The sequence below is a fragment of the Telluria sp. ZB4P36 genome (assembly GCF_059685865.1).
Genome location: NZ_JCASIE010000011.1, coordinates 129,680 through 148,563, shown reverse-complemented (window position 1 = coordinate 148,563; position 18,884 = coordinate 129,680). Strand labels below are relative to the sequence as shown.

General features: G+C 64.4%; 25 protein-coding genes. 8 read left to right on the top strand and 17 right to left on the bottom strand.

Annotation, left to right across the window (positions count from 1 at the left end; all coding sequences use genetic code 11):
* Positions 1–33: 33 nt before the first annotated feature.
* Positions 34–936, bottom strand: coding sequence for an NAD kinase (locus tag AC56LK_RS15650; protein WP_497185417.1), 903 nt, complete (start codon positions 934–936; stop codon positions 34–36).
* Positions 937–1,070: 134 nt separating this feature from the next.
* Positions 1,071–1,955 carry a DUF3667 domain-containing protein gene (locus AC56LK_RS15645; RefSeq protein WP_497185416.1) on the bottom strand — a complete coding sequence of 295 codons (885 nt, stop codon included), beginning with the start codon at positions 1,953–1,955 and terminating at the stop codon, positions 1,071–1,073.
* A 148-nt stretch (positions 1,956–2,103) separates the two neighbouring features.
* On the opposite strand from AC56LK_RS15645, the gene AC56LK_RS15640 reads away from it, so the two are divergent.
* The 3 genes from AC56LK_RS15640 to gloA all read left to right on the top strand — a co-directional run bounded on the left by AC56LK_RS15640 (position 2,104) and on the right by gloA (position 3,366).
* Positions 2,104–2,424 (top strand): hypothetical protein, encoded by a 321-nt coding sequence (locus AC56LK_RS15640; protein ID WP_497185415.1) that lies wholly within the window; start codon positions 2,104–2,106, stop codon positions 2,422–2,424.
* 10 nt (positions 2,425–2,434) lie between these two features.
* Positions 2,435–2,866, top strand: a complete 432-nt coding sequence (locus tag AC56LK_RS15635) for an OsmC family protein (RefSeq protein ID WP_497185414.1) — start codon at positions 2,435–2,437, stop codon at positions 2,864–2,866.
* An 86-nt stretch (positions 2,867–2,952) separates the two neighbouring features.
* Positions 2,953–3,366 carry a lactoylglutathione lyase gene (gene gloA / locus AC56LK_RS15630; protein WP_497185413.1) on the top strand — a complete coding sequence of 138 codons (414 nt, stop codon included), beginning with the start codon at positions 2,953–2,955 and terminating at the stop codon, positions 3,364–3,366.
* Positions 3,367–3,389: 23 nt separating this feature from the next.
* Here gloA and glf read toward each other — a convergent pair whose 3' ends face one another.
* The 6 genes from glf to AC56LK_RS15600 all read right to left on the bottom strand — a co-directional run bounded on the left by glf (position 3,390) and on the right by AC56LK_RS15600 (position 9,011).
* Positions 3,390–4,544 carry a UDP-galactopyranose mutase gene (gene glf, locus AC56LK_RS15625; protein ID WP_497185412.1) on the bottom strand — a complete coding sequence of 385 codons (1,155 nt, stop codon included), beginning with the start codon at positions 4,542–4,544 and terminating at the stop codon, positions 3,390–3,392.
* Between the two features lie 255 nt (positions 4,545–4,799).
* Positions 4,800–6,164: a TolC family outer membrane protein gene (locus AC56LK_RS15620; RefSeq protein ID WP_497185411.1), complete on the bottom strand. Its 1,365-nt coding sequence runs from the start codon at positions 6,162–6,164 to the stop codon at positions 4,800–4,802.
* A 39-nt stretch (positions 6,165–6,203) separates the two neighbouring features.
* On the bottom strand, positions 6,204–6,536 hold the full coding sequence (locus tag AC56LK_RS15615; protein WP_497185410.1) for a rhodanese-like domain-containing protein: 333 nt from the start codon (positions 6,534–6,536) through the stop codon (positions 6,204–6,206).
* A 7-nt stretch (positions 6,537–6,543) separates the two neighbouring features.
* Positions 6,544–7,197 carry a protein-L-isoaspartate O-methyltransferase family protein gene (locus AC56LK_RS15610; RefSeq protein WP_497185409.1) on the bottom strand — a complete coding sequence of 218 codons (654 nt, stop codon included), beginning with the start codon at positions 7,195–7,197 and terminating at the stop codon, positions 6,544–6,546.
* Positions 7,198–7,360: 163 nt separating this feature from the next.
* The gene (locus AC56LK_RS15605) at positions 7,361–8,005 is read right to left on the bottom strand and encodes a TetR/AcrR family transcriptional regulator (RefSeq protein ID WP_497185408.1); all 645 of its coding nucleotides are present in this window, start codon (positions 8,003–8,005) and stop codon (positions 7,361–7,363) included.
* A 115-nt stretch (positions 8,006–8,120) separates the two neighbouring features.
* The gene (locus AC56LK_RS15600) at positions 8,121–9,011 is read right to left on the bottom strand and encodes an SDR family oxidoreductase (RefSeq protein WP_497185407.1); all 891 of its coding nucleotides are present in this window, start codon (positions 9,009–9,011) and stop codon (positions 8,121–8,123) included.
* A 121-nt stretch (positions 9,012–9,132) separates the two neighbouring features.
* On the opposite strand from AC56LK_RS15600, the gene AC56LK_RS15595 reads away from it, so the two are divergent.
* Positions 9,133–9,387, top strand: coding sequence for a YkgJ family cysteine cluster protein (locus tag AC56LK_RS15595; RefSeq protein ID WP_497185406.1), 255 nt, complete (start codon positions 9,133–9,135; stop codon positions 9,385–9,387).
* Between the two features lie 90 nt (positions 9,388–9,477).
* On the opposite strand, the gene AC56LK_RS15590 is transcribed toward AC56LK_RS15595, so the two are convergent.
* The gene (locus AC56LK_RS15590; RefSeq protein ID WP_497185405.1) at positions 9,478–9,888 is read right to left on the bottom strand and encodes a hypothetical protein; all 411 of its coding nucleotides are present in this window, start codon (positions 9,886–9,888) and stop codon (positions 9,478–9,480) included.
* 244 nt (positions 9,889–10,132) lie between these two features.
* Between AC56LK_RS15590 and AC56LK_RS15585 the strand changes: the two genes are divergently transcribed.
* Both AC56LK_RS15585 and recQ read left to right on the top strand, forming a co-directional pair.
* Entirely contained in the window at positions 10,133–10,966 is an 834-nt protein-coding gene (locus AC56LK_RS15585) for an undecaprenyl-diphosphate phosphatase (protein ID WP_497185404.1), read from the top strand.
* A gap of 14 nt (positions 10,967–10,980) precedes the next feature.
* Positions 10,981–12,804: a DNA helicase RecQ gene (recQ, locus tag AC56LK_RS15580; RefSeq protein WP_497185403.1), complete on the top strand. Its 1,824-nt coding sequence runs from the start codon at positions 10,981–10,983 to the stop codon at positions 12,802–12,804.
* Here the strand turns inward: recQ and trmB are convergent.
* Positions 12,788–13,492, bottom strand: a complete 705-nt coding sequence (gene trmB, locus AC56LK_RS15575; protein WP_497185402.1) for a tRNA (guanosine(46)-N7)-methyltransferase TrmB — start codon at positions 13,490–13,492, stop codon at positions 12,788–12,790. The two genes, recQ and trmB, sit on opposite strands and share 17 nt — an antisense overlap.
* A gap of 156 nt (positions 13,493–13,648) precedes the next feature.
* Between trmB and AC56LK_RS15570 the strand changes: the two genes are divergently transcribed.
* Positions 13,649–14,764: a succinylglutamate desuccinylase/aspartoacylase family protein gene (locus AC56LK_RS15570; RefSeq protein WP_497185401.1), complete on the top strand. Its 1,116-nt coding sequence runs from the start codon at positions 13,649–13,651 to the stop codon at positions 14,762–14,764.
* On the opposite strand, the gene AC56LK_RS15565 is transcribed toward AC56LK_RS15570, so the two are convergent.
* From AC56LK_RS15565 to AC56LK_RS15555, 3 genes are all read right to left on the bottom strand, one after another.
* Positions 14,732–15,388 carry a DUF6064 family protein gene (locus tag AC56LK_RS15565; protein WP_497185400.1) on the bottom strand — a complete coding sequence of 219 codons (657 nt, stop codon included), beginning with the start codon at positions 15,386–15,388 and terminating at the stop codon, positions 14,732–14,734. The genes AC56LK_RS15570 and AC56LK_RS15565 overlap by 33 nt on opposite strands.
* Positions 15,385–16,296, bottom strand: a complete 912-nt coding sequence (locus AC56LK_RS15560; protein WP_497185399.1) for an aldo/keto reductase — start codon at positions 16,294–16,296, stop codon at positions 15,385–15,387. Before AC56LK_RS15560 ends, AC56LK_RS15565 begins: the two co-directional genes overlap by 4 nt.
* A 346-nt stretch (positions 16,297–16,642) precedes the next feature.
* Positions 16,643–16,894, bottom strand: coding sequence for a hypothetical protein (locus AC56LK_RS15555; RefSeq protein WP_497185398.1), 252 nt, complete (start codon positions 16,892–16,894; stop codon positions 16,643–16,645).
* Between the two features lie 76 nt (positions 16,895–16,970).
* On the opposite strand from AC56LK_RS15555, the gene AC56LK_RS15550 reads away from it, so the two are divergent.
* Positions 16,971–17,330 carry a hypothetical protein gene (locus AC56LK_RS15550; RefSeq protein WP_497185397.1) on the top strand — a complete coding sequence of 120 codons (360 nt, stop codon included), beginning with the start codon at positions 16,971–16,973 and terminating at the stop codon, positions 17,328–17,330.
* Between the two features lie 136 nt (positions 17,331–17,466).
* Here AC56LK_RS15550 and AC56LK_RS15545 read toward each other — a convergent pair whose 3' ends face one another.
* Genes AC56LK_RS15545 through AC56LK_RS15530 form a run of 4 tightly spaced genes read right to left on the bottom strand, consistent with a single transcriptional unit; the run spans position 17,467 to position 18,771 of the window.
* Complete coding sequence (locus tag AC56LK_RS15545; RefSeq protein ID WP_497185396.1) at positions 17,467–17,895, bottom strand: DUF1353 domain-containing protein; 429 nt, start codon at positions 17,893–17,895, stop codon at positions 17,467–17,469.
* Positions 17,892–18,020 (bottom strand): hypothetical protein, encoded by a 129-nt coding sequence (locus tag AC56LK_RS15540; RefSeq protein WP_497185395.1) that lies wholly within the window; start codon positions 18,018–18,020, stop codon positions 17,892–17,894. The genes AC56LK_RS15545 and AC56LK_RS15540 overlap by 4 nt, the downstream gene beginning before the upstream one ends.
* Entirely contained in the window at positions 18,017–18,484 is a 468-nt protein-coding gene (locus AC56LK_RS15535; protein WP_497185394.1) for a glycoside hydrolase family 73 protein, read from the bottom strand. The genes AC56LK_RS15540 and AC56LK_RS15535 overlap by 4 nt, the downstream gene beginning before the upstream one ends.
* Positions 18,481–18,771, bottom strand: coding sequence for a hypothetical protein (locus AC56LK_RS15530; RefSeq protein WP_497185393.1), 291 nt, complete (start codon positions 18,769–18,771; stop codon positions 18,481–18,483). Before AC56LK_RS15530 ends, AC56LK_RS15535 begins: the two co-directional genes overlap by 4 nt.
* Positions 18,772–18,884: the final 113 nt, after the last annotated feature.

Genomic DNA, 18,884 nt, shown 5'->3' with positions numbered 1-18,884 from the left:
GAAAAATCGGGTCTCCTGTCTTGCGTGACGCTGTTACGTCAGCTTGCCTTCGTTGGTCGGGTATTCGTTCCAGTGCAGCTTTTCGCGCAGCGTATGGTAATAGCTCCAGCCGCGTGGGTGCAGGAAGGTGATCGTGTGGGGCGAGCGCGAGATGACGATGCGGTCGCCCAGCTGCAGGCTGGTGAAGGTCTGCATGTCGAAATTGACGCTGATGTCGCGTCCCGCCACCAGCTCCACCACGATCTCGCTGGACTCGGGCACCACGATCGGCCGGTTCGACAGCGCATGCGGCGCGATCGGCACCAGCACGATGCCCTGCAGGCTCGGGTGCAGCAGCGGGCCGCCGGCCGACAGCGCATACGCGGTCGAGCCGGTGGGCGTCGAGACGATCAGGCCGTCGGCGCGCTGGTTGTACATGAATTCGCCGTCGACGCCGACCTTGAGCTCGACCATGCCGGCGCCGGTGCCGCGCGCCACGACCACGTCGTTGAAGGCGACGCTGCAAAAGATCTCGCTGTCCTCACGCACCACGCGCGCCTCGAGCAGGGTGCGCTCTTCGATCCGGCCCCTGCCCTGCAGGATTTCGTGCAGCGCCGGGACCATGCGGTCGAGCGGGATATCGGTGATGAAGCCCAGCCGGCCGGAGTTGATGCCGATGAGGGGGATATGGTACTTGGCGAGCTGGCGCGCGATGCCGAGCATGGTGCCGTCGCCGCCCATCACGACCGCGTAGCTGCCCTGCTCGCCGATCTCGGCCACCGTCATGGCCTCGATGCCCGCGATGCCGAGGTAGGCCGCGGTTTCGGTCTCGAACACGACGCGGTAGCCCTCCCCGGCCAGGAAGTCCGTGAGCTGCCTGGCCGGCTCTTCGATGCCGGGAGTGTTCTGCCGCACTACGAGCGCGATGATTTTTTGCTTTTCAGGCGACACTGACATGGGTCCAGGGCGATTGGGTAGGGACTACGGAGATTAACCGATTATCCCTGCGTCTGCTATATGGCTCCCTGTGGGCGCCCGTCAAATGACTGTACAAATAAACAGTATAAGGGCGCAGCTCGCTTCCGGCAAGATCAGAGCAGCAGGCCGATCGCCACCGCCAGCGACACCACCATCACCAGGGTGAACAGGTGCAGCACCAGCAGCACGAGCCAGCGCAGCGCCGTCGTGGCCCGCCCGCCGCCATACACCCGCCGCATCGCGGTCGGCAAATAAAACACCAGCCAGGCGAGGAGCACGAAGCGGACGAAGTTCCAGCCGTCCGCCAGTATGAACAGGCTCAGCATGAAGAAGGCGAAGGCATTGCTGTGCAGGGCGAACAGGAAGTGTTCGCCATAGCGCCGGCCGGAGCCGAGGTAGAGCAGTTTCAGGTACAGGGCGAACACCGGCATCATCAGGAAGATCGCATACGGCGTATAGCTGAAGAAGACGCGCTTGGACGTGGCCTTCTGTTCTTCCCGCGGCATGGCGAGGAAGCGGTCGGCCCCCTGCTCCAGGCGCGGGCTGATGCCGCGCAGCCAGAGGCGGACGTCGCTCCCTACCCTGCTGACGTCTTCGTCCGGCGGCTGGACGGCGGCCGGCGCGCTCACCGCAGGCTGCGTATTATCGCGTCCGTTGCCGATGTTGATGATATCGACCGCGCTCAACTTGAACAGCGCAAAGAAGATGATGCTGAACGTCAGGTAGAGGCGCAGCGGCTCGACGTAGCGCACGCGCCGGCCCTCGATGTACTCGCGGCTCAGGAAGCCCGGCTTGAACAGCAGCAGCGCGAGCGACTTCCACAGCTTGCCTTCCAGCGCCACGTAATGCCCGAGGAACTCGTGCAGGAATTCGCGCGCGCTGGGCACGTGCACGTGGGCCGGCTGGCCGCACTGGTGGCAGTAATTGCCGCGCGTAGCGGTGCCGCAGTTCTTGCATGCGTCGGCATGGTCATGGATCAGGAGGGCTTCGGTGGTCATGGGGCGGATCCGGCAGGTTCGTCCAAACCGCCATGGTATCGGCTTAATTGCAAAAAAGCATCTCGCATTGTCACCAGTCCAATTGCGCGACTCCTTCGGCGGGCCACGGTTAGGATTGAATTAACTGCAATATTGAAGGAGGGCTGACATGGTCACCGAAACCAAGGACCGCTTCGTCAACACGAAGGCACCGATCGAGAACGATGGCGTCAAGCGCCAGCCGCACGAGCGCGACGAAAGCCCGGACGCGCAGGACCAGGAACCGCGCGGCGTCATGGAGCAGGCCGCGTCGGACATGGCGCAGGGCCTGCAGAACACCGACTGCTACGGCACCAATCCCGACGGCCTGGAAAAGGCCGTCGAACCGGCGCCGGGCGCCACCGGCCAGGCCAAGCCGCAGCCGGACGCGAACCGCTCGATGCGCCGGCACGACACTGCCAACGACACGGCGGACAAGAACAATCTTTGAAAGGAATACGATGACCATCAAACGCAACGGCAGCGCCGTCTGGAGCGGCGGCCTGAAGGACGGCAAGGGTGCGGTCTCGACCGCGAGCGGCGTGCTGAAGGACGCCCAGTACGGCTTCAACACCCGCTTCGAGGACGGCCCCGGCACCAACCCGGAAGAACTGATCGGCGCCGCCCATGCGGGCTGCTTCACCATGGCGCTGTCGGGCCAACTGGGCCAGGCCGGCATGACGGCCGAGGAACTGCGCACCACCGCCACCGTGTCGATGGAAAAGGTCGAAGGCGGCTTCTCGATCACCGCGGTGCACCTCGACCTGGTTGCCAAGATCCCGGGTGCCAGCCAGGAAGCCTTCGACAAGGCCGCCAATACCGCGAAGGAAAACTGCCCGGTGTCGAAGCTGCTGAACGCGAACATCACGATGACGGCGAAGCTGGAAAACTGAGGCACTTGGTGGGCGCTCACTGCTCTGCAGGATCCGCCGCCAGCGCATAAAATGGCCGCTTTCCGAATCACCAGAAGGACACCCCCATGCGCATCCTCCACACCATGCTCCGCGTCGGCGACCTGCAGCGCTCCATCGACTTCTACACCAAGGTGCTCGGCATGAAGCTGCTGCGCACCAGCGACAATCCCGAGTACAAGTACAAGCTCGCCTTCCTCGGCTACGGCAGCAACCCGGACCATGCGGAACTCGAACTGACCTACAACTACGGCGTCGACAGCTACGACATGGGCACGGCCTACGGCCACATCGCCCTCTCGACCGAAGACATCTACGCCACCTGCGACCAGGTGCGCGCCCTGGGGGGCAACATCACGCGCGAGCCGGGCCCGGTCAAGGGCGGCAGCACCGTGATCGCCTTCATCACCGACCCGGACGGCTACAAGGTCGAGCTGATCGAGCGCAAGGACAATGCCGCCGGCGCCGGCCTGAGCAGCTAAGCCCAGGCTCGAGCGCCGTTTTCTTACGCCAGCGGATCGATTACGAAGGCCGGCATGCGCTGGTTGCCCTTGGCGCATTCGAGGAACTTGTCGCTGGTGGCCAGCGCCTCGTTGATGGTCACGTCCATGTCCAGGTAGCGGTAGGTGCCGAGGCGGCCGACGAAGGTCACGTTCGGCTCCTCGCGCGCCACGTTCACATAGCGCTCCAGCTGCTGCTTGTCGCGCGCCTGGCGGATCGGGTAGTAAGGAATGTCCTTCTCTTCGCACTGGCGGCTGTATTCCCTGTAGCACAGGGTCTTCTCGTGCTTTTCCCACGGCGAGAAGTGCTTGTGCTCGGTGATGCGGGTATAGGGCTGGGCGTCGTCGCAGTAGTTGATGACGGCATTGCCCTGGTAGTCGCCGGTGTCGCGGAAGACTTCGAAGTCGAGCGTGCGGTAAGGCAGGCGGCCTTCGGAGTGATTGAACCAGGCGTCGATCGGGCCGCTGTAGAACACGTGCGCGTAATCGCCTTTCAGCGCCGGATCAAACTTGGTGTTCAGGTGCAGGGTGATGCCCGGCACGTCCATGATCTTCTCGACCAGCGCGGTGTAGCCGTCTTCCGGCATGCCCTGGTACTTGTGCGCGAAGTAGTTGTCGTCGTAGTTGAAGCGCACCGGCAGGCGCTTGAGGATGCTGGCCGGGAGTTCGGTGGGCTGCATGCCCCACTGCTTGACCGTATAGGTCTTGAAGAAGGCTTCGTAGAGCTCGCGGCCGACGAAGCGCAGCGCCTGGTCTTCGAAGGTCACCGGATTCTCGATCGACTTGTCGCCCAGCGAAGCGAGGAATTCCTGGGCCTCGGCCGGACGGAAGGTCTTGCCGAAGAACTGGTTGATGGTCAGCAGGTTGATCGGCAGCGTGTACACGCTGTTGTTGGTGATCGCCTTGACGCGGTTCACGTAGGGCATGAAGCGGCTGTAGCGGTTGACGAACTCCCATACGCGCTCGATGTCGGTGTGGAAGATGTGCGGACCGTAGACGTGCACCATGACGCCGGTCTCGGCATCGCGCTCGGAGTGGCAGTTGCCCGCGATGTGCGGGCGCGATTCGAAGATCTCGACGGTGTAGCCCGCCTTGGCGAGCTGGTTGGCAATGACAGCCCCGGAAAAACCGGCGCCGACAATCGCGATGTTCTTTTGCATGTTGTTTTTCCTTAGGGGGATGGAGAATTCTGACGCCGCCCCCGTCGGCAGGCGCTCTCTTCCGCACTGCCATTAAAGCGGCATTAACGTTGTCAGTTTATCAGTTTTGCAAAAAACCCCGCCCCTGCGCGACTTGTCGTGCGTCAACTATTCTATCGTGAAATCAATGAGTTAGCGCATGTTCAAAAACAAAAAGCCCGGACTGCAAGGTCCGGGCTTTTTCACATTCCGCGGCAGGCCAGGCCTGCGCGGCGATTACTTGGCCAGCAGGTTGTTCACCGCCGCCAGGTCCGACTCGCGCAGCGAGCCCGAGGCCGCTTTCAGGCGCAGGCCGTTCAGGATGGTGTCGTAACGGGCACGCGACAGGTCGGTGCGGGTCTGGTACAGCTGGCGCTGTGCATTCAGCACGTCGATGTTGATGCGCACGCCGACCTGGTAACCCAGCTTGTTCGAGTCCAGCGCCGACTGGCTCGACACTTCCGCCGCTTCCAGCGCCTTGACCTGGGCCATGCCGCTGTTCACGCCGAGATAGGCCTGGCGCGCCTGCAGGGCGGCCTGGCGCTTGGTCGCCTCGAGGTCGTTGCGGGCCTTGTCTTCCAGCGCGATGGTTTCGCGCACGCGGCTGGTCACGCCGAAACCGTTGAAGATCGGTACCGTGAACTGCACGCCGATACCCTTGTTGGTGCCGAGGCCGGAACCGACCTTGTGGCCATGGACATCGGTGCGCTGCGAGCTGGCCACCAGGTCGAGGGTCGGGTAGTGGCCGGCGCGGGTCTTGGAGATCTCGCGCTTGGCCACTTCCACCTGCAGCTGCGACACGGCGACGCCGTAGTTGTCGTTCTCCGCCGACGACACCCATGGGTCGGGGTTGGCCGGCGACGGCGCCACCAGGGTGATGCCGGGCTTCAGCGGCGCCAGCGCGCTGGGTTCGGCGCCGATGATGGCCTGCAGCGCATTGCGCTTGTTGTCCAGGTCGTTCACCGCCGCGAATTCCTGGGCGATCACCAGGTCATAGGCCGCCTGGGCTTCGTGGGTGTCGGTGATGGTCTGGGTACCGACTTCGAAGTTGCGCTTGGCCGATGCCAGCTGCTCGGTCACCGCGGTCTTTTGGGCGCGGGTCGATTCCAGCTTGTCCTGGGCCGCCAGCACGTCGAAGTAGGCTTGCGCCACGCGGGTGATCAGGTCCTGCTGGGCCTGGGCGAACTGGGCCTCGGAGATGGATTGCTGCAGCTTGCTCTGCTGGTAGGTTTCCCAGCGATCCCAGCGGAACAGCGGCTGGGTCAGCGCGATCGTGAACGTGGTGGAGTGCAGGTTCGAACCGCTTCCCTGCACCCGGGTCTGGGCGCCGGTGAGCGGATCGGTGCTGATCACCGCGCCCTCGTTCCATGGCGAGTCGTCGCGGTCGTTCTTGATGCTGCTGCCGGTGATGCCGACGACCGGGAGAAGTCCTGCACGCCCCTGAACGATCCGCTCCCGGCCGGCGGCCGCCGATGCGCGCGCGCTCGCGAACGTCGCGTCGTTGGCCAGTGCCTGCTGGTACACCTGGATCAAATCGGCCGCGCTGGCATTGAGCGAAAAGAGTGCGCTGGCGACCAGCACGGCAAGAAGGGGTTTCTGCATCACGTTCTCCACAGGAGTCATCAAAAGTTAGGAAGCAGGTCAGTACTTCGGCATCGAAGGATCGACCTGTACGGCCCAGGCGTGTACCCCGCCCGTCAAATTGGTTACGTTGTCAAACCCGTTCCGTTCGAGGAAGGCAGCAACCTGCATGCTGCGTGCCCCGTGGTGGCAGATGCACACGATTTCTCGGTCATCCGGCAATTCTCCGGCGCGGATCGGCACCAGGTGCATCGGGATCTGGGTCGAGCCTGCGATATGGCAGGTGGCGAATTCCCAGTTCTCGCGCACGTCCAGCAAGAGCGGCTGCTCGGCCGCCCCGGCATCAACCTGGGCCAGCCGGGCCGCCAGCTCCAGTGCGGTCATGTGCTGCATCGCGGCCTCAGAACTGGAAGCGCGACGGCGTCTGCGCACCGGTCAGCGGCTTGACATTGGTCTCGAAGATCCTGACCGTGTCGTAGCCGGTTTCCGACGTGCGGGTGACGATGTTGAAGCTCATCGCCGGCGCATCGCCCAGGATCACACCCAGGCGGCCGCCCACCTTCACCTGCTTGAGCAGCGCTTCCGGCAGCACCGGCAGACCGCCCGACACCAGGATCACGTCGTAGGGCGCACCCTTGTCCCAGCCGCTGGCGCCATTGCCCTCTTCGACCGTCACGTTACTGACGCCGGCGCGGGACAGGTTCTCCTGCGCCAGCCTGGCGGCTTCCGGCTGGATCTCCACGGTGGTCACGTGGCGCGCCTTGTGCGCCAGCAGTGCCGCCATGTAGCCCGAACCGGCGCCGACTTCGAGGACGTTCTCATGCTTCTTGACCGCCAGTTCCTGCACGATGCGCGCTTCGACCTTCGGGTTGAACATCGCTTCACTGCCCGGCAGCGGGATCTCGACGTCCGCAAACGCCAGATTCTGGTACGCGGCCGGCACGAACTGTTCGCGCTTGACGACGTGCAGCATGTCCAGCACGTCCTGGTCGAGCACGTTCCACGGACGGATCTGCTGTTCGATCATGTTGAAGCGGGCTTGTTCGATATTCATCTGAGTTCTCGGTGGAAAAATAAATAATCCGATATTTTATCGTTGAACGGCCTCAGGACGCACATCTTAGCGATGGGCTGCCCGAGACCAGGGGAAATTGCGACAGTCTGCAGTTTAGAGGGGTTGAACGCCAGGAAAACGGCGTCATGGCGCAAATGGCAACTCAAGCGGCCCCTGGAAGGAGGCCGTTTAAAGTAAGGTCGAGCAGATTTTCGAGAAATGCCTGGGGATCCAGGTCGCTGCAGTCGCAGGGCGCGACGGCCGAGTGCTTCCATACATTGAGCATCATCATCGGTGCGATCAGCACCTGGGTCATCTGGGTGATGTCGAAGCTGCGGAATTCGCCCCGCTTGACGCCGCGCTCGAGGATGCTGGAGATCATGCGGACGGTCCGGCTCATGACCTCTTCCCGATAGAACCTGGCCAGTTCCGGGAAATTGACGGCTTCGGCAAGCATCAGCTTGCCCAGGCCCGAAGCCTTGCTCTGGCCGATCTGGCGCGACCAGTTCATGACCACGCTGCGCAGCAGCTCGGCGCTGTGTCCCTCGAATTCGGCAACCGACAGTTCGGCCTTGCCGAGGAAGGGAAGGATGCTCTCGCGCACGACGGCCTTGAACAGTTCTTCCTTGTTCGTGAAGTACAGGTACAGCGTCCCTTTGGACACGCCGGCGCGGCGCGCGACATCCTCGAGGCGGGTGGCGGCAAAGCCGTGTTCGACGAACAGCTCAATGGCGGCAGCAAGGAGCTCCTGGGGTCGGGCATCCTTCCGGCGTTCCCACCGCGGTTTGCTGTCGAGCGGACATTGCATCTTTCTGCCTAGAAACCAACTGAAGAGTCAGAGAATATAGACGGGGCTTGTAGGGCAGTCAAGCAAACCTTGTGTTCCGAAACCGTCAATATAAACAGGTATTTACCTCATTCCCTCAGCTCATGCCGGGGCCGTAAATACGGCCGTTGGCGCGCGAGTCGTACAGGCCGCCGTCGGGGTTGCGCGGCGGGCTGTCCTGCTGCTGGCGCGGCACCTGGAACACCGACAGGCGGTCGACCAGGCCGGGCGCAATCTTCCCCATCAAGACATCGAGCTCGGCCATGACACCGACCCGGACGGTCCGCATCGGCACCACGGCCGCATGCAGGATGGCGGCGGCCACCTCGTGCGGGTCGATCTGGGGCCCGGGCAGCTTCGGTTCGCGGTCCATGTAGTTGCGCGCATGCGCGGGCAGCGGCGTATCGACGGCGGTCGGCTCGATCAGGGTGATCGACACCGGGGCGCCATCCACCTGCTCGACTTCGATGCGCAAGGCGTCGGTGAAGCCTTTCACCGCGTGCTTGCTGGCCGAATACATGCCCTGCATGGGGATCGCCACTTCGGATGCCTCGCTGCCGAGGTTGATCAGGGCGCCGCCCTGGCGCGTCAGGTGCGGCAGCGCCACCAGCGAGCCGTGCACCATGCCCCAGAAATTGATGTCGAACAGGCGCCGGCTGTCTTCTTCCGAGACCTGGTCGAGGCGGCCGTAGATGGTGCCGCCGGCATTGTTGACCCAGGTGTCGATGCGGCCGTAGCGCTCGATCGCGACCCGCGCGATACGCTCGACCTGGGCGCGCTCGGCGACGTCGGCCACGACGGCGACCGCCTCGAAGCCGTTCTCGACCAGTCCCCGCACGACCGCCTCGAGCACGTCGGCGCCGCGCGCGGCCAGCACCAGCTTCGCGCCCTGCTTCGCCGCTTCCTGGGCGGTGGCCAGGCCGATCCCGCTCGATGCGCCGGTGATCACCATGACCTGGCGATTCAGGGGTTTGAGGGGACTGGACATGGGACCTCCTGCTTGTACATGTGCGATGGATGCAACGTAGCAGGAAAACGCCGGGCGACGCGCCCGCTACAGGGCCCGCGGCGATATACTTCCGCCCTGCCTTTTTCTTATGTACTCCACCATGCAGTGCAGAGACAACTGCGGCGCCTGCTGCACCGCGCCCTCGATCACCAGCCCGATCCCCGGCATGCCCGACGGCAAGCCGGCCGGCGTGCGCTGCGTGCAGCTGGGCGAGGACCAGCGCTGCCGCATCTTCGGCCGGCCCGAGCGTCCGGCCTTTTGCGGCGGCTTGCAGCCTTCAATGGACATGTGCGGGAACAGCCGCGAACAGGCGATCCGCTGGCTGGACGAGCTCGAACGCGCTACGGCGCCGTAGGGACGTCGTCATCCGCCTCGCCTTTGGGCTACGGAAAGCAAGACCGAACCCCGTACCCGCGCAGGGTAATCTCGCTGCGGGCCCGCCCGCTCAGGCTAAAGCGTTCTTGCCGCGCGCCTGCTGCACACGCTGGAACAGCCCGCCCAGGGTCAGCCCTTCGTGCCAGATCTCGTCCAGCATCAGGCCGTACTTGTCGCGCAGCGCCTTCGCCAGCGTCTCGAGTTCCTGGGCGTCCGGCAGCCAGCGGGTCTGGTTGACCGCGCGGTAGATGCCGAGCACTTCATCGTCCGGACGGAAATGCAGCTTCTCGCTGTCGCGGAAGGAGAAAGCGGACACGAAGACGGACAGGAAATCGCGGATGTCTTTACGCGAAGCGCCAGGGAAGGTGCTGCGCCAGGCCCGGCCCTGGCAGGGCCGGTAACGCAAGGAGTTGGGGCTTTGCCAACCGTGGAATGCGGCCCAGGCAAGGGCAGCAAGGATGGCGACAACAAAAATGCTCATTCGGTTGAGTCAGGAATACGCATGCGTTTGAGTGTAGCACGCGTTCGGGCCGGCGGCGCACGACAGAATTTTCCAGTCATGCCGATGAGCTAACCCTATGGCAAGCGTGGCGCGGTACAATCTTGCACCGGACACAGCAGGTGCGACCCAGCTGTTGTGATCATGATAAGCTTCGACCCCGCCGTACCTCCACGGAATTCCCCGTACACCGCATCCAGCCGATTTCTTACGCTTAATACCCTACATGGACATTCTTCTCGCCATCAAGGCGATCATCATGGGCCTGGTCGAAGGCTTCACCGAGTTCCTTCCGATTTCCTCCACCGGCCACCTGATCCTGGCGGGCAGCCTGCTGAATTTCACCGGCGAGAAGGTCAAGGTCTTCGAGATCGCCATCCAGGCCGGCGCCATGCTGGCCGTGATCTGGGAATACCGCCGGCGCATCGCCAGCGTCGTCTCCGGCCTCGGCTCCGATCCGAAGCAGCGCCGCTTCGTCGTGAATATCCTGATCGCCTTTTTCCCGGCGGCCCTGCTCGGCTTCCTGTTCAGCGGGCTGATCAAGGCGGAACTGTTCGCGCCGGTCCCGGTGGCGACCGCCTTCATCGTCGGCGGCCTGGTCATCCTGTGGGTGGAACGCCGCCACACCGGCGGCGAGCACAAGGCGCGCGTGGACAGCGTCGACGACATGAGCTACAAGGACGCGCTGAAGGTCGGCCTGGCCCAGGCCTTCGCCCTGATCCCGGGCACCAGCCGTTCCGGTGCGACGATTATCGGCGGCATGCTGTTCGGCCTGTCGCGCAAGGCGGCCACCGAATTCTCCTTCTTCCTGGCGATCCCGACCCTGCTCGGCGCCACCGTCTACTCGGTGATCAAGGAGCGTCATCTGCTGTCGATGGCCGACCTGCCGATGTTCGCCCTGGGCGGCCTGGCGGCCTTCGCTTCGGCCTTCCTGTGCGTGCGCTGGCTTCTGCGCTACATCAGCACGCACGACTTCACGATCTTCGCCTGGTACCGTATCGTATTCGGTATCCTGGTACTCGTGACCGCGCACTTCGACCTCGTCGTGTGGGCGGAATAAACAGTAAGTAGAGTATGACAACCGACATCGGCGCGCGCGCCCTCCACGTCCTCGAGACGGTCTTCGGCTATCCCGCCTTCCGCGGGCAGCAAGGGGAGATCGTCGAGCACGTGGCCAGCGGCGGCGACGCACTCGTCCTGATGCCCACCGGCGGCGGCAAGTCGCTGTGCTACCAGATCCCGGCGCTGCTGCGCGACGGGGTGGGCGTGGTCATCTCGCCGCTGATCGCACTGATGCAGGACCAGGTCGACGCGCTGGAAGAAGTCGGCGTGCGCGCCGCCTTCCTCAACTCGACCCAGACCTTCGAGGAAACCCTGCGCATCGAGCGCCTGGTGCGCAGCGGAGAAATCGACCTCGTCTACGTGGCGCCCGAGCGCCTGCTGACGCAGCGTTGCCTGGAACTGTTCGACGCCTCGCCGATCTCGCTGTTCGCCATCGACGAAGCGCACTGCGTGTCGCAGTGGGGCCACGACTTCCGGCCGGAATACATCCGCCTGTCGGTCCTGCACGAGCGTTACCCGGGCATCCCGCGCATCGCGCTCACCGCGACGGCCGACCAGCAGACCCGTGACGAAATCGCGCACCGCCTGCAACTGGACGATGCGCGCAAGTTCGTCTCGTCCTTCGACCGCCCGAACATCCGCTATTCCATCGTCGAGAAGACCACCGGCCGCAAGCAGCTGCTCGACTTCATCAGCAACGAGCATCCGCAGGATTCCGGCATCGTCTACTGCCTGTCGCGCAAGAAGGTCGAGGAAACCGCGGACTTCCTGAACGAGCACGGCATCCGCGCCCTGCCCTACCACGCCGGTATGGAATACAGCCAGCGCGCGGCGAACCAGGCCCGCTTCCTGCGTGAAGACAACATCACGATGGTCGCGACCATCGCCTTCGGCATGGGCATCGACAAGCCGGACGTGCGCTACGTCTGCCACCTCGACCTGCCCAAGAGCCTCGAGGGGTATTACCAGGAGACCGGCCGTGCCGGCCGCGACGGCCTCCCGGCCAGCGCCTGGATGGCCTACGGCCTGCAGGACGTGGTGCTGCAGCGCCGGATGATCGACGAATCCGAAGCCGACGAGACCTTCAAGCGCGTGCTGTCGATGAAGCTCGACGCCATGCTCGGCCTGTGCGAGACGCTGAGCTGCCGCCGCATGCGCCTGCTCGACTACTTCGGCGAACGCTCCGGCCCCTGCGGCAACTGCGACACCTGCCTGATCCCGCCGGTGCAGGTGGACGGCACGGTGCCGATGCAAAAGCTGCTGTCGACGGTGTACCGGGTGGATCAACGCTTCGCGGCCGGCCACGTGATCGACGTGCTGCGCGGCGCCCAGACCGAACGCATCAGCCAGTGGCACCACGACAAGCTCACCGTCTACGGCGTCGGCGCCGACCGCTCGGAACAGGAATGGCGCGCCATCGTGCGCCAGGCGATCGCCCTCGGCTTCGTCACGGTCGACCACGACGCCTTCAGTTCGCTGAAGCTGACCGACGCCGCGCGCCCGGTGCTCAAGGGCGAGCAGAAGGTGCAGCTGCGCCAGTACCAGAAACCGGTCAAGGCCAAGCGGCCGTCTTCGTCACGCAGCAGTGGTTACGAGGAACTGGAACTCTCGCGTTCCGAACAGGCGATCTTCGACCGCCTGCGCTCCTGGCGCATGGGCACCGCGCGCGAGCACGGCGTGCCGGCCTATGTCGTGTTCCAGGATGCGACCCTGCGCGAGATCGCCAAGGTCAAACCCGGCTCGCTCGACGCGCTGCGCGGCGTGTCCGGGGTCGGCGAGAAGAAGCTCGTGTCCTATGGCGATGAAATCGTCGCCATCATCAACGAGATGATGTAGTCGGCGCTTGTTTCTTGGTGAAGACGAGATCCCAGACGCCGTGGCCCAGCTTGAGGCCGCGGTTCTCGAACTTGGTCAGCGGACGGTATGCCGGCTGCGGCGCATAGCCTTCCGCCGTGTTCTGCAGCGCCGGCTCATTGCCCAGCACGTCCAGCATCTGCACCGCGTAGTCTTCCCAGTCGGTGGCCAGGTGAATGTAGCCGCCCGGCGCCAGCTTGTCGCACAAGACCTTCACGAAGGCCGGCTGGATCAGGCGGCGCTTGTTGTGGCGCGCCTTGTGCCAGGGGTCCGGGAAGAACACGTGCACGCCGGCCAGCGAAGCGTCGGCGATCATGTTGGCCAGCACCTCGACCACGTCGTGCTGGATCAGGCGCAGGTTCTCGATGCCCTGCTCGCCGATCTGCTTGAGCAGGCTGCCCACGCCCGGCGTGTGCACCTCGACGCCGATGAAATCCGTCTCCGGCATCAGGCGCGCGATGTGGGCGGTGGTGTCGCCCATGCCGAAGCCGATCTCGAGGACCACCGGCGCCTTGCGCCCAAAAGCGCCTTCCAGGTCCAGCGTCTCCTTCTTATATTCGATCAGGTACTTCGGACCGAGCTCCTCCAGCGCGCGCGCCTGCGCGGTCGACAGGCGGCCGGCCCGCGTGACGAAGCTGCGGATGCGGTGTTCGGTCGGATCGTAAAGCATGGACCGCGCCGGGCCGTTGGTGGGCTTTTCAGAAGACATGGGGAATGTTAGTGAGGAAAAAACGGCTGTCATTATAGCCCACGCGGCGTGCGGAGCCTTGCGGCGGAATCGCGCATAATCGTGTTGTCACCCTTGCCGAGCACAGGAAGCCCTCTCATGCATTCGATGAAACACCCGATCGCCGTCGACGAGAACGTCGCCACCGCCCACCTGACCTCCTTCCACTACGGCAGCCCGGGCAGCGGCAAGAAGGTCTACATCCAGGCCGCCGTCCATGCCGACGAGGTGCCGGCCATGCTGGTGGCGCACGTGCTGCGCCAGGAACTGGAACGCCTGGACGCCGAGGGCCGGATCAAGGGTGAAGTCATCCTGGTGCCGGCGGCCAATCCGCTCGGCCTGTCGCAGGTGATCCATGGCGTGCCCTTCGGCCGCTACCACCTGACGACCGGCACCAACTTCAACCGCCTCTACCGCCACGTGGCGGACGACCTCAAGAAGTCGCTCGAAGGCAAACTCGGCAGTGACGTGGACGCCAACATCGCCCTCATTCGCGAGCATGCACGCCGGCAGGTCGGCCTGTGGGAGCCGAAGGACGATGCCGAGACCCTCAAGAAGACCCTGCTGTCGATGGCGATCGACGCCGACATCGTGCTCGACCTGCACTGCGATAACGAAGCCCTGATGCACATGTACACCGGCACGCCGCTGGTCGAGGCGGTGGAACCGCTGATGGCCTTGTTAGGCGCGCGCGTGCTGCTGGTGGCCAAGGTCTCGGGCGGCGAAGCCTTCGACGAAGCCTGCAGCCGCCTGTGGTGGGACCTGGCCGACCACTTCGAAGGCACGGCGATTCCGCCCTCCTGCATCGCGGTCACGGTCGAACTGCGCGGCGAGAACGACGTGCGCTACGACTACGCCCGTGCCGACGCCGCGGCCATGCTGCAGTACCTGGGCCATGCCGGCGTGCTCGACATCCCCCTGGAGCCGCTGCCGGAAACGCCCTGCCGCGCGACGCCGCTCAACGCCGTCGAGCCGCTCGAAGCCCCGCATGCCGGCGTGCTGGTCTTCCACAAGAAGCTGGGCGAGCTGGTCGAACCGGGCGAGCCGGTGGCGGACATCGTCAATCCGGTCAGCGGCCAGGTGACGACCCTGGTGGCGGAACACGCCGGGCTGCTGTTCGCCAGCACGGCGCACCGGCACCTGCTGCGCGGGATGCACGTCTGCAAAATCGCGGGGACGGAATCATTCCGTAGCGGCGACCTGCTGTCGTCCTGAACGACGCGCCAGGCCCGCTGCCGCGCCGAGCAGGGCCAGCACCGGCAGCAGCCACGCAAGCGGCGCCCGCAGTTCCATGAGCGTGGCGCTGCTGGCGGCAGACCACAACACCGGGATCACCCACAGCGGCCAGGGCGCTCGCCAGAACAGCAAGGCCCCAAGCGTTACGGCGACGGTCGGATCGGGCGCAAAGCCGAAGACTTCAGCCTGCCACCAGCTGCGTCCATGCAGCGCTGCCAGCAAGGGATACAGCGCCAGCCCCAGCAAGACGATGAGCATCGCAAGTTTGCTCGGGGATGGCGCCGCATGCGTTCTTGTCGCCATCCACGCCAGCAGGCCGGCCTGGATGCAGAAGCCCACCGCAAAATACGGCGCAGCGGTATGGATGTCGGCATAGCGCTGCAGCTGGTAGGCCCAGGCGGTCGACAGCCAGGCCAATCCCAGCAGGGCGAACGCGAGCCTCGCCTTGATGCGCAGCATGCAGGCCAGGACGGCGATGCCGGCGCCAAGCGCCAGCAGCTGCAGCGGCCACAGCTCGCGGTTCATCAGCTCGAACTGGCGGTAATAGGTCCGCGCCGAAAACATCAACAAGTCCGACAGCGAATAGGTCCACCACGCGCTCATGCCAGCCTTTCGACGTCCTGGACGATGCGGCGGCGCAGGGCCTCGTCCGGCAGCGGCCCGGTCGCGGCCAGCAGGTTCTCGCGCACGTGGGCGACGCTGGAAGTGGCCGGGATCGCGCAAGTGACAGCCGGGTGCGCGACGATGAACTTGAGCACGGCCTGCGCCCAGCTGCTGCAACCGATCTCCCCGGCCCAGCCGGGGAGGCGCTTGCCCGCCAGCGCCTGGGTCAGGTCCCCTTGCCTGAACGGCCGGTTGACGATCACGCCGATGCGCCGCTCGCGCGCCAGCGGCAGGATGCGCCGTTCCACGTCGCGATCGAGCACGTTGTACGAGACCTGCACGAAGTCGATCGGCTGGCTCGCCATGATCTTCAGGATCTCGGCATGCCGGCGTCCTTCCGACGTGGTGATGCCGACGTAGCGCAGCCGCCCTTCCCGCTTCATCCGCAGCAGCATGGGCAGGTGGGCTTCCCAGGCCAGCAGGTTATGCACCTGCAGCAGGTCGAAGCGAGGGATTTGCCATAACCGGCGCGAAGCCTCGGCCTGCGCCGGTCCCTGCGTGCCTTCGCCGATCCATACCTTGTCGGCGCTGAACAGCTGCGCCGGCTCGAGCTTGCCCACGGCCTCCCCGATCACCTCCTGCGCCGAGCCGTACATGGGCGAGGAATCGATGAGCCGCCCGCCACCGGCGAAGAACTGGCGCATCACCGCGGCGCACTCGGCACGCGCGACAGGATCGCGGCCGACGTTGAAGGTGATCCAGCTGCCCAGGCCGACCACCGGGAGCTGCTCGCCGGACGAGGGGATGGCACGGGTCAGGAGTGCCGGCCGCCCTTGCGCATGAGCGAAGGCGGGCAAGGCCAGCAGCGATGCGAGCAGGCGGCGGCGCGAGCGGGAAGCGAGTGGCATGCGGGCGCTCCTTGTCGGGTGGGACGGGAAGGAGGCGAGCATACCGCGCCGACGCTGGACGCGGCGCGACGGTGGCCGACTATGCTGGTGCTGAAGAATGGATTGGAAGTGCCGGTTAAGCGGACTTACTGGCTGCGGTGCGCGACAAACTGGTCTCGCCGCAGAGGACATCCTGGAGACTGGAGCGGGTGAAGGGAATCGAACCCTCGTCGTAAGCTTGGGAAGCCGTACGGAGAATCGCTCAACCATGCCGGCTGGACGGCGTTTCCTGCTCCACAAAATCCGCTGCTAAGCCCGCCTAAAACCCAGTATCCATGCGGCTTCGATTTGGTTTGTGGAGCATTTCTTAAGCGTCTGGTGTCAGCTTCGGAAACTCCTTGATGCACGGCTCATCGGCGAGCTTTGCGCGGATCGATTCCAGTAGGTCCCCCTGCTGGCCTGGTAGGGTGCCAAGCATGCGCTGCAGCTGGTCCATGTACAGCACCAGGGAGCGGAGGCGCGCGATTTCCCACAGGGCTGCGTGCATGTCGGGAGAGTCGAGGTTGCGCGCCTGGATGGCCTGCAACTCGTCTTTGGTGAGCGGTGGCTTGAATCTCATGCGCCGAGTGTAGCACTGCAGAGCAAGGAGCCCGGCTGGCGAAGGCGGCATGATGTCGCCACAACCAGGAGCGCCCATGTTCATCAAACGCCAGCAGCACCCGACCATCGAGTTCGTCCCTGATAAAGGCCAGCAGGAACCAACCCTTGTGCATTACTTCAGCGATCGCGCCGACCCGTTCAAGTCAGTCCTGCCGCTTCTGGTCGAGGGAGCAGGCCAGGAGGATGAGCGTGTGTTCCTGACGCAGTCGCCGCTCAGCGAGGTGGTCGACTGGACGATCGAGCTCAACCGGCACATGGACTTCCCGGACCGGCCAGTTGTCGACCAGAAGCACCGGGAGTTCTTCGAAGCGGTCAAGGCGTCCTTGCTAGCGGCGGCGGCGAAGATCGACAGCATCGAGTACGCCCGGCTCGACGATGAGGATGAGGACAATTGAGCAGGATCAAGCCAGCCCGACGCCACGGTGCTATGCTCCCCGGATGATCAAGCGCACCGACCGCATGACCGCCTTCAACGTCGACCTAGCCATCAATCTGGCCGGGTCGCATGGCCTCGCAGTGGGAGCGCGTGAACTATTCCAGCTCGGGCTCCCGCTCGATCTCGCCCGCCGGGTGCTGCTGCAGCCCCAGCTGCGACGTGGCGCGGTATCGGCTGCCGCCAAAGGCGCGCACCGCCCAGTACATGGGCAGTCGGCGCCAAGCTGACACTCCGCAGGCTTCCATCGCTTCTAGGAAGACTTCATCTGCAGCCTTGCGCGACACTCTGCCGTCCGTGTAAAGCGAGTCGTGAACCACAGCCGCCCCCTGGGCCACCCCAGCAAACAGCCAGTAGGCGAGAGGCACCCGTGGCACGCTCGCGAAGTCGGTCTCGAAACCCTTCGGCACAATTATCATTCGGTCGTGCTTAGCCGAATAGAACGCCAGCATTGCCGTGAGCCGCCACCGGGCGCTGTCGATCTGCTCGACGGACAGCGTGGTATGGAACCGAGCGAAGACCTTCATTTCACCGCCGCTTCGCGCAGATCTTGCGTTAGGTTGTCCGTCTTGTAGCTGGCCTTCCATTCAAATTTCAGGTTGGCGCAGCCGGCAAGAGTAGCGAGCACGATGAGGAAGATGAGCTTCTTCATGCCACCTCCAAGTTGTCGAAGCGGGTCAGGTTCCGGCCGGCGATGACCTTCATTAGCAGCGCAGCATATTCCGGGTCGGTGGCGTAGCCTGCCGCCTGCAGCTCGCGGCACCATCCCTCAGCCGTGGTCTGCTGGAAGCACTTGGCGTAGCGTGGCATGCGCTTGAGGAAGGCGGCCCGGTCGAGCAGCGAGGCTGTCCACGTCGGGTAGGCTCGCCACTTCGCGATCACGCGGATATCCTTACCCTGGATGACTTCACGGGTAGGCAGTTCCACTGTCTCGCCTTTCCAGGAGCGGTCAGCCTTCACGCCAAACAGGTTGCGGCCCTGCTTTGCCAGCTTGGACGCGCCCCAGCCGGATTCCAACGCCGCCTGGGCGAGAGTAACCGACGCTGGAATTCCGGTGATGCGGTGACACTCGCGCGCCGGCGGCACGAGCAGGTCGAGGAATTCATGCGGCTTCATCGCGCATCCCGCTCAAGCGCCTGGATGCGGCTTTCGTGGTTCTCGATCACCCGGTCGTGGCGGTTGACCGTCTCGATGTTCTTGATCTGGCGTTCGTACACGAGGTCGAGCTTTTCCTGATTTTTCACCAGTACGGCCAGCTGGTTGTACAGGATGCCAAATGCGAAGGCCCCGGCAACAAGTGCAGTGAATACGCCCCAGGCAGGAACTTCAACAGGGATCAGCAGCTTGTCGCGGAACAAAGGCGGTGGCGTGCCGGGCGGCTGGCCGGATGGAATGCGGGTCATGCTGACCTTTCAGATTGGCGAATAACACTCTTGGATTAGGTTCACGGATAGCGTTTCCAGAAGTCATCAGTGTCTTTCTGTTGCTGTCCCATTTCTCGGAAAACTGAGACGAT

What these genes read in the sequence shown, in the direction of transcription:
- AC56LK_RS15650 (WP_497185417.1), bottom strand. Translation starts at nt 936, where the DNA reads ATGTCAGTGTCGCCTGAAAAGCAAAAAATCATCGCGCTCGTAGTGCGG.
- AC56LK_RS15645 (WP_497185416.1), bottom strand. Translation starts at nt 1,955, where the DNA reads ATGACCACCGAAGCCCTCCTGATCCATGACCATGCCGACGCATGCAAG.
- AC56LK_RS15640 (WP_497185415.1), top strand. Translation starts at nt 2,104, where the DNA reads ATGGTCACCGAAACCAAGGACCGCTTCGTCAACACGAAGGCACCGATC.
- AC56LK_RS15635 (WP_497185414.1), top strand. Translation starts at nt 2,435, where the DNA reads ATGACCATCAAACGCAACGGCAGCGCCGTCTGGAGCGGCGGCCTGAAG.
- gloA (WP_497185413.1), top strand. Translation starts at nt 2,953, where the DNA reads ATGCGCATCCTCCACACCATGCTCCGCGTCGGCGACCTGCAGCGCTCC.
- glf (WP_497185412.1), bottom strand. Translation starts at nt 4,544, where the DNA reads ATGCAAAAGAACATCGCGATTGTCGGCGCCGGTTTTTCCGGGGCTGTC.
- AC56LK_RS15620 (WP_497185411.1), bottom strand. Translation starts at nt 6,164, where the DNA reads ATGCAGAAACCCCTTCTTGCCGTGCTGGTCGCCAGCGCACTCTTTTCG.
- AC56LK_RS15615 (WP_497185410.1), bottom strand. Translation starts at nt 6,536, where the DNA reads ATGCAGCACATGACCGCACTGGAGCTGGCGGCCCGGCTGGCCCAGGTT.
- AC56LK_RS15610 (WP_497185409.1), bottom strand. Translation starts at nt 7,197, where the DNA reads ATGAATATCGAACAAGCCCGCTTCAACATGATCGAACAGCAGATCCGT.
- AC56LK_RS15605 (WP_497185408.1), bottom strand. Translation starts at nt 8,005, where the DNA reads ATGCAATGTCCGCTCGACAGCAAACCGCGGTGGGAACGCCGGAAGGAT.
- AC56LK_RS15600 (WP_497185407.1), bottom strand. Translation starts at nt 9,011, where the DNA reads ATGTCCAGTCCCCTCAAACCCCTGAATCGCCAGGTCATGGTGATCACC.
- AC56LK_RS15595 (WP_497185406.1), top strand. Translation starts at nt 9,133, where the DNA reads ATGCAGTGCAGAGACAACTGCGGCGCCTGCTGCACCGCGCCCTCGATC.
- AC56LK_RS15590 (WP_497185405.1), bottom strand. Translation starts at nt 9,888, where the DNA reads ATGAGCATTTTTGTTGTCGCCATCCTTGCTGCCCTTGCCTGGGCCGCA.
- AC56LK_RS15585 (WP_497185404.1), top strand. Translation starts at nt 10,133, where the DNA reads ATGGACATTCTTCTCGCCATCAAGGCGATCATCATGGGCCTGGTCGAA.
- recQ (WP_497185403.1), top strand. Translation starts at nt 10,981, where the DNA reads ATGACAACCGACATCGGCGCGCGCGCCCTCCACGTCCTCGAGACGGTC.
- trmB (WP_497185402.1), bottom strand. Translation starts at nt 13,492, where the DNA reads ATGCTTTACGATCCGACCGAACACCGCATCCGCAGCTTCGTCACGCGG.
- AC56LK_RS15570 (WP_497185401.1), top strand. Translation starts at nt 13,649, where the DNA reads ATGCATTCGATGAAACACCCGATCGCCGTCGACGAGAACGTCGCCACC.
- AC56LK_RS15565 (WP_497185400.1), bottom strand. Translation starts at nt 15,388, where the DNA reads ATGAGCGCGTGGTGGACCTATTCGCTGTCGGACTTGTTGATGTTTTCG.
- AC56LK_RS15560 (WP_497185399.1), bottom strand. Translation starts at nt 16,296, where the DNA reads ATGCCACTCGCTTCCCGCTCGCGCCGCCGCCTGCTCGCATCGCTGCTG.
- AC56LK_RS15555 (WP_497185398.1), bottom strand. Translation starts at nt 16,894, where the DNA reads ATGAGATTCAAGCCACCGCTCACCAAAGACGAGTTGCAGGCCATCCAG.
- AC56LK_RS15550 (WP_497185397.1), top strand. Translation starts at nt 16,971, where the DNA reads ATGTTCATCAAACGCCAGCAGCACCCGACCATCGAGTTCGTCCCTGAT.
- AC56LK_RS15545 (WP_497185396.1), bottom strand. Translation starts at nt 17,895, where the DNA reads ATGAAGGTCTTCGCTCGGTTCCATACCACGCTGTCCGTCGAGCAGATC.
- AC56LK_RS15540 (WP_497185395.1), bottom strand. Translation starts at nt 18,020, where the DNA reads ATGAAGAAGCTCATCTTCCTCATCGTGCTCGCTACTCTTGCCGGCTGC.
- AC56LK_RS15535 (WP_497185394.1), bottom strand. Translation starts at nt 18,484, where the DNA reads ATGAAGCCGCATGAATTCCTCGACCTGCTCGTGCCGCCGGCGCGCGAG.
- AC56LK_RS15530 (WP_497185393.1), bottom strand. Translation starts at nt 18,771, where the DNA reads ATGACCCGCATTCCATCCGGCCAGCCGCCCGGCACGCCACCGCCTTTG.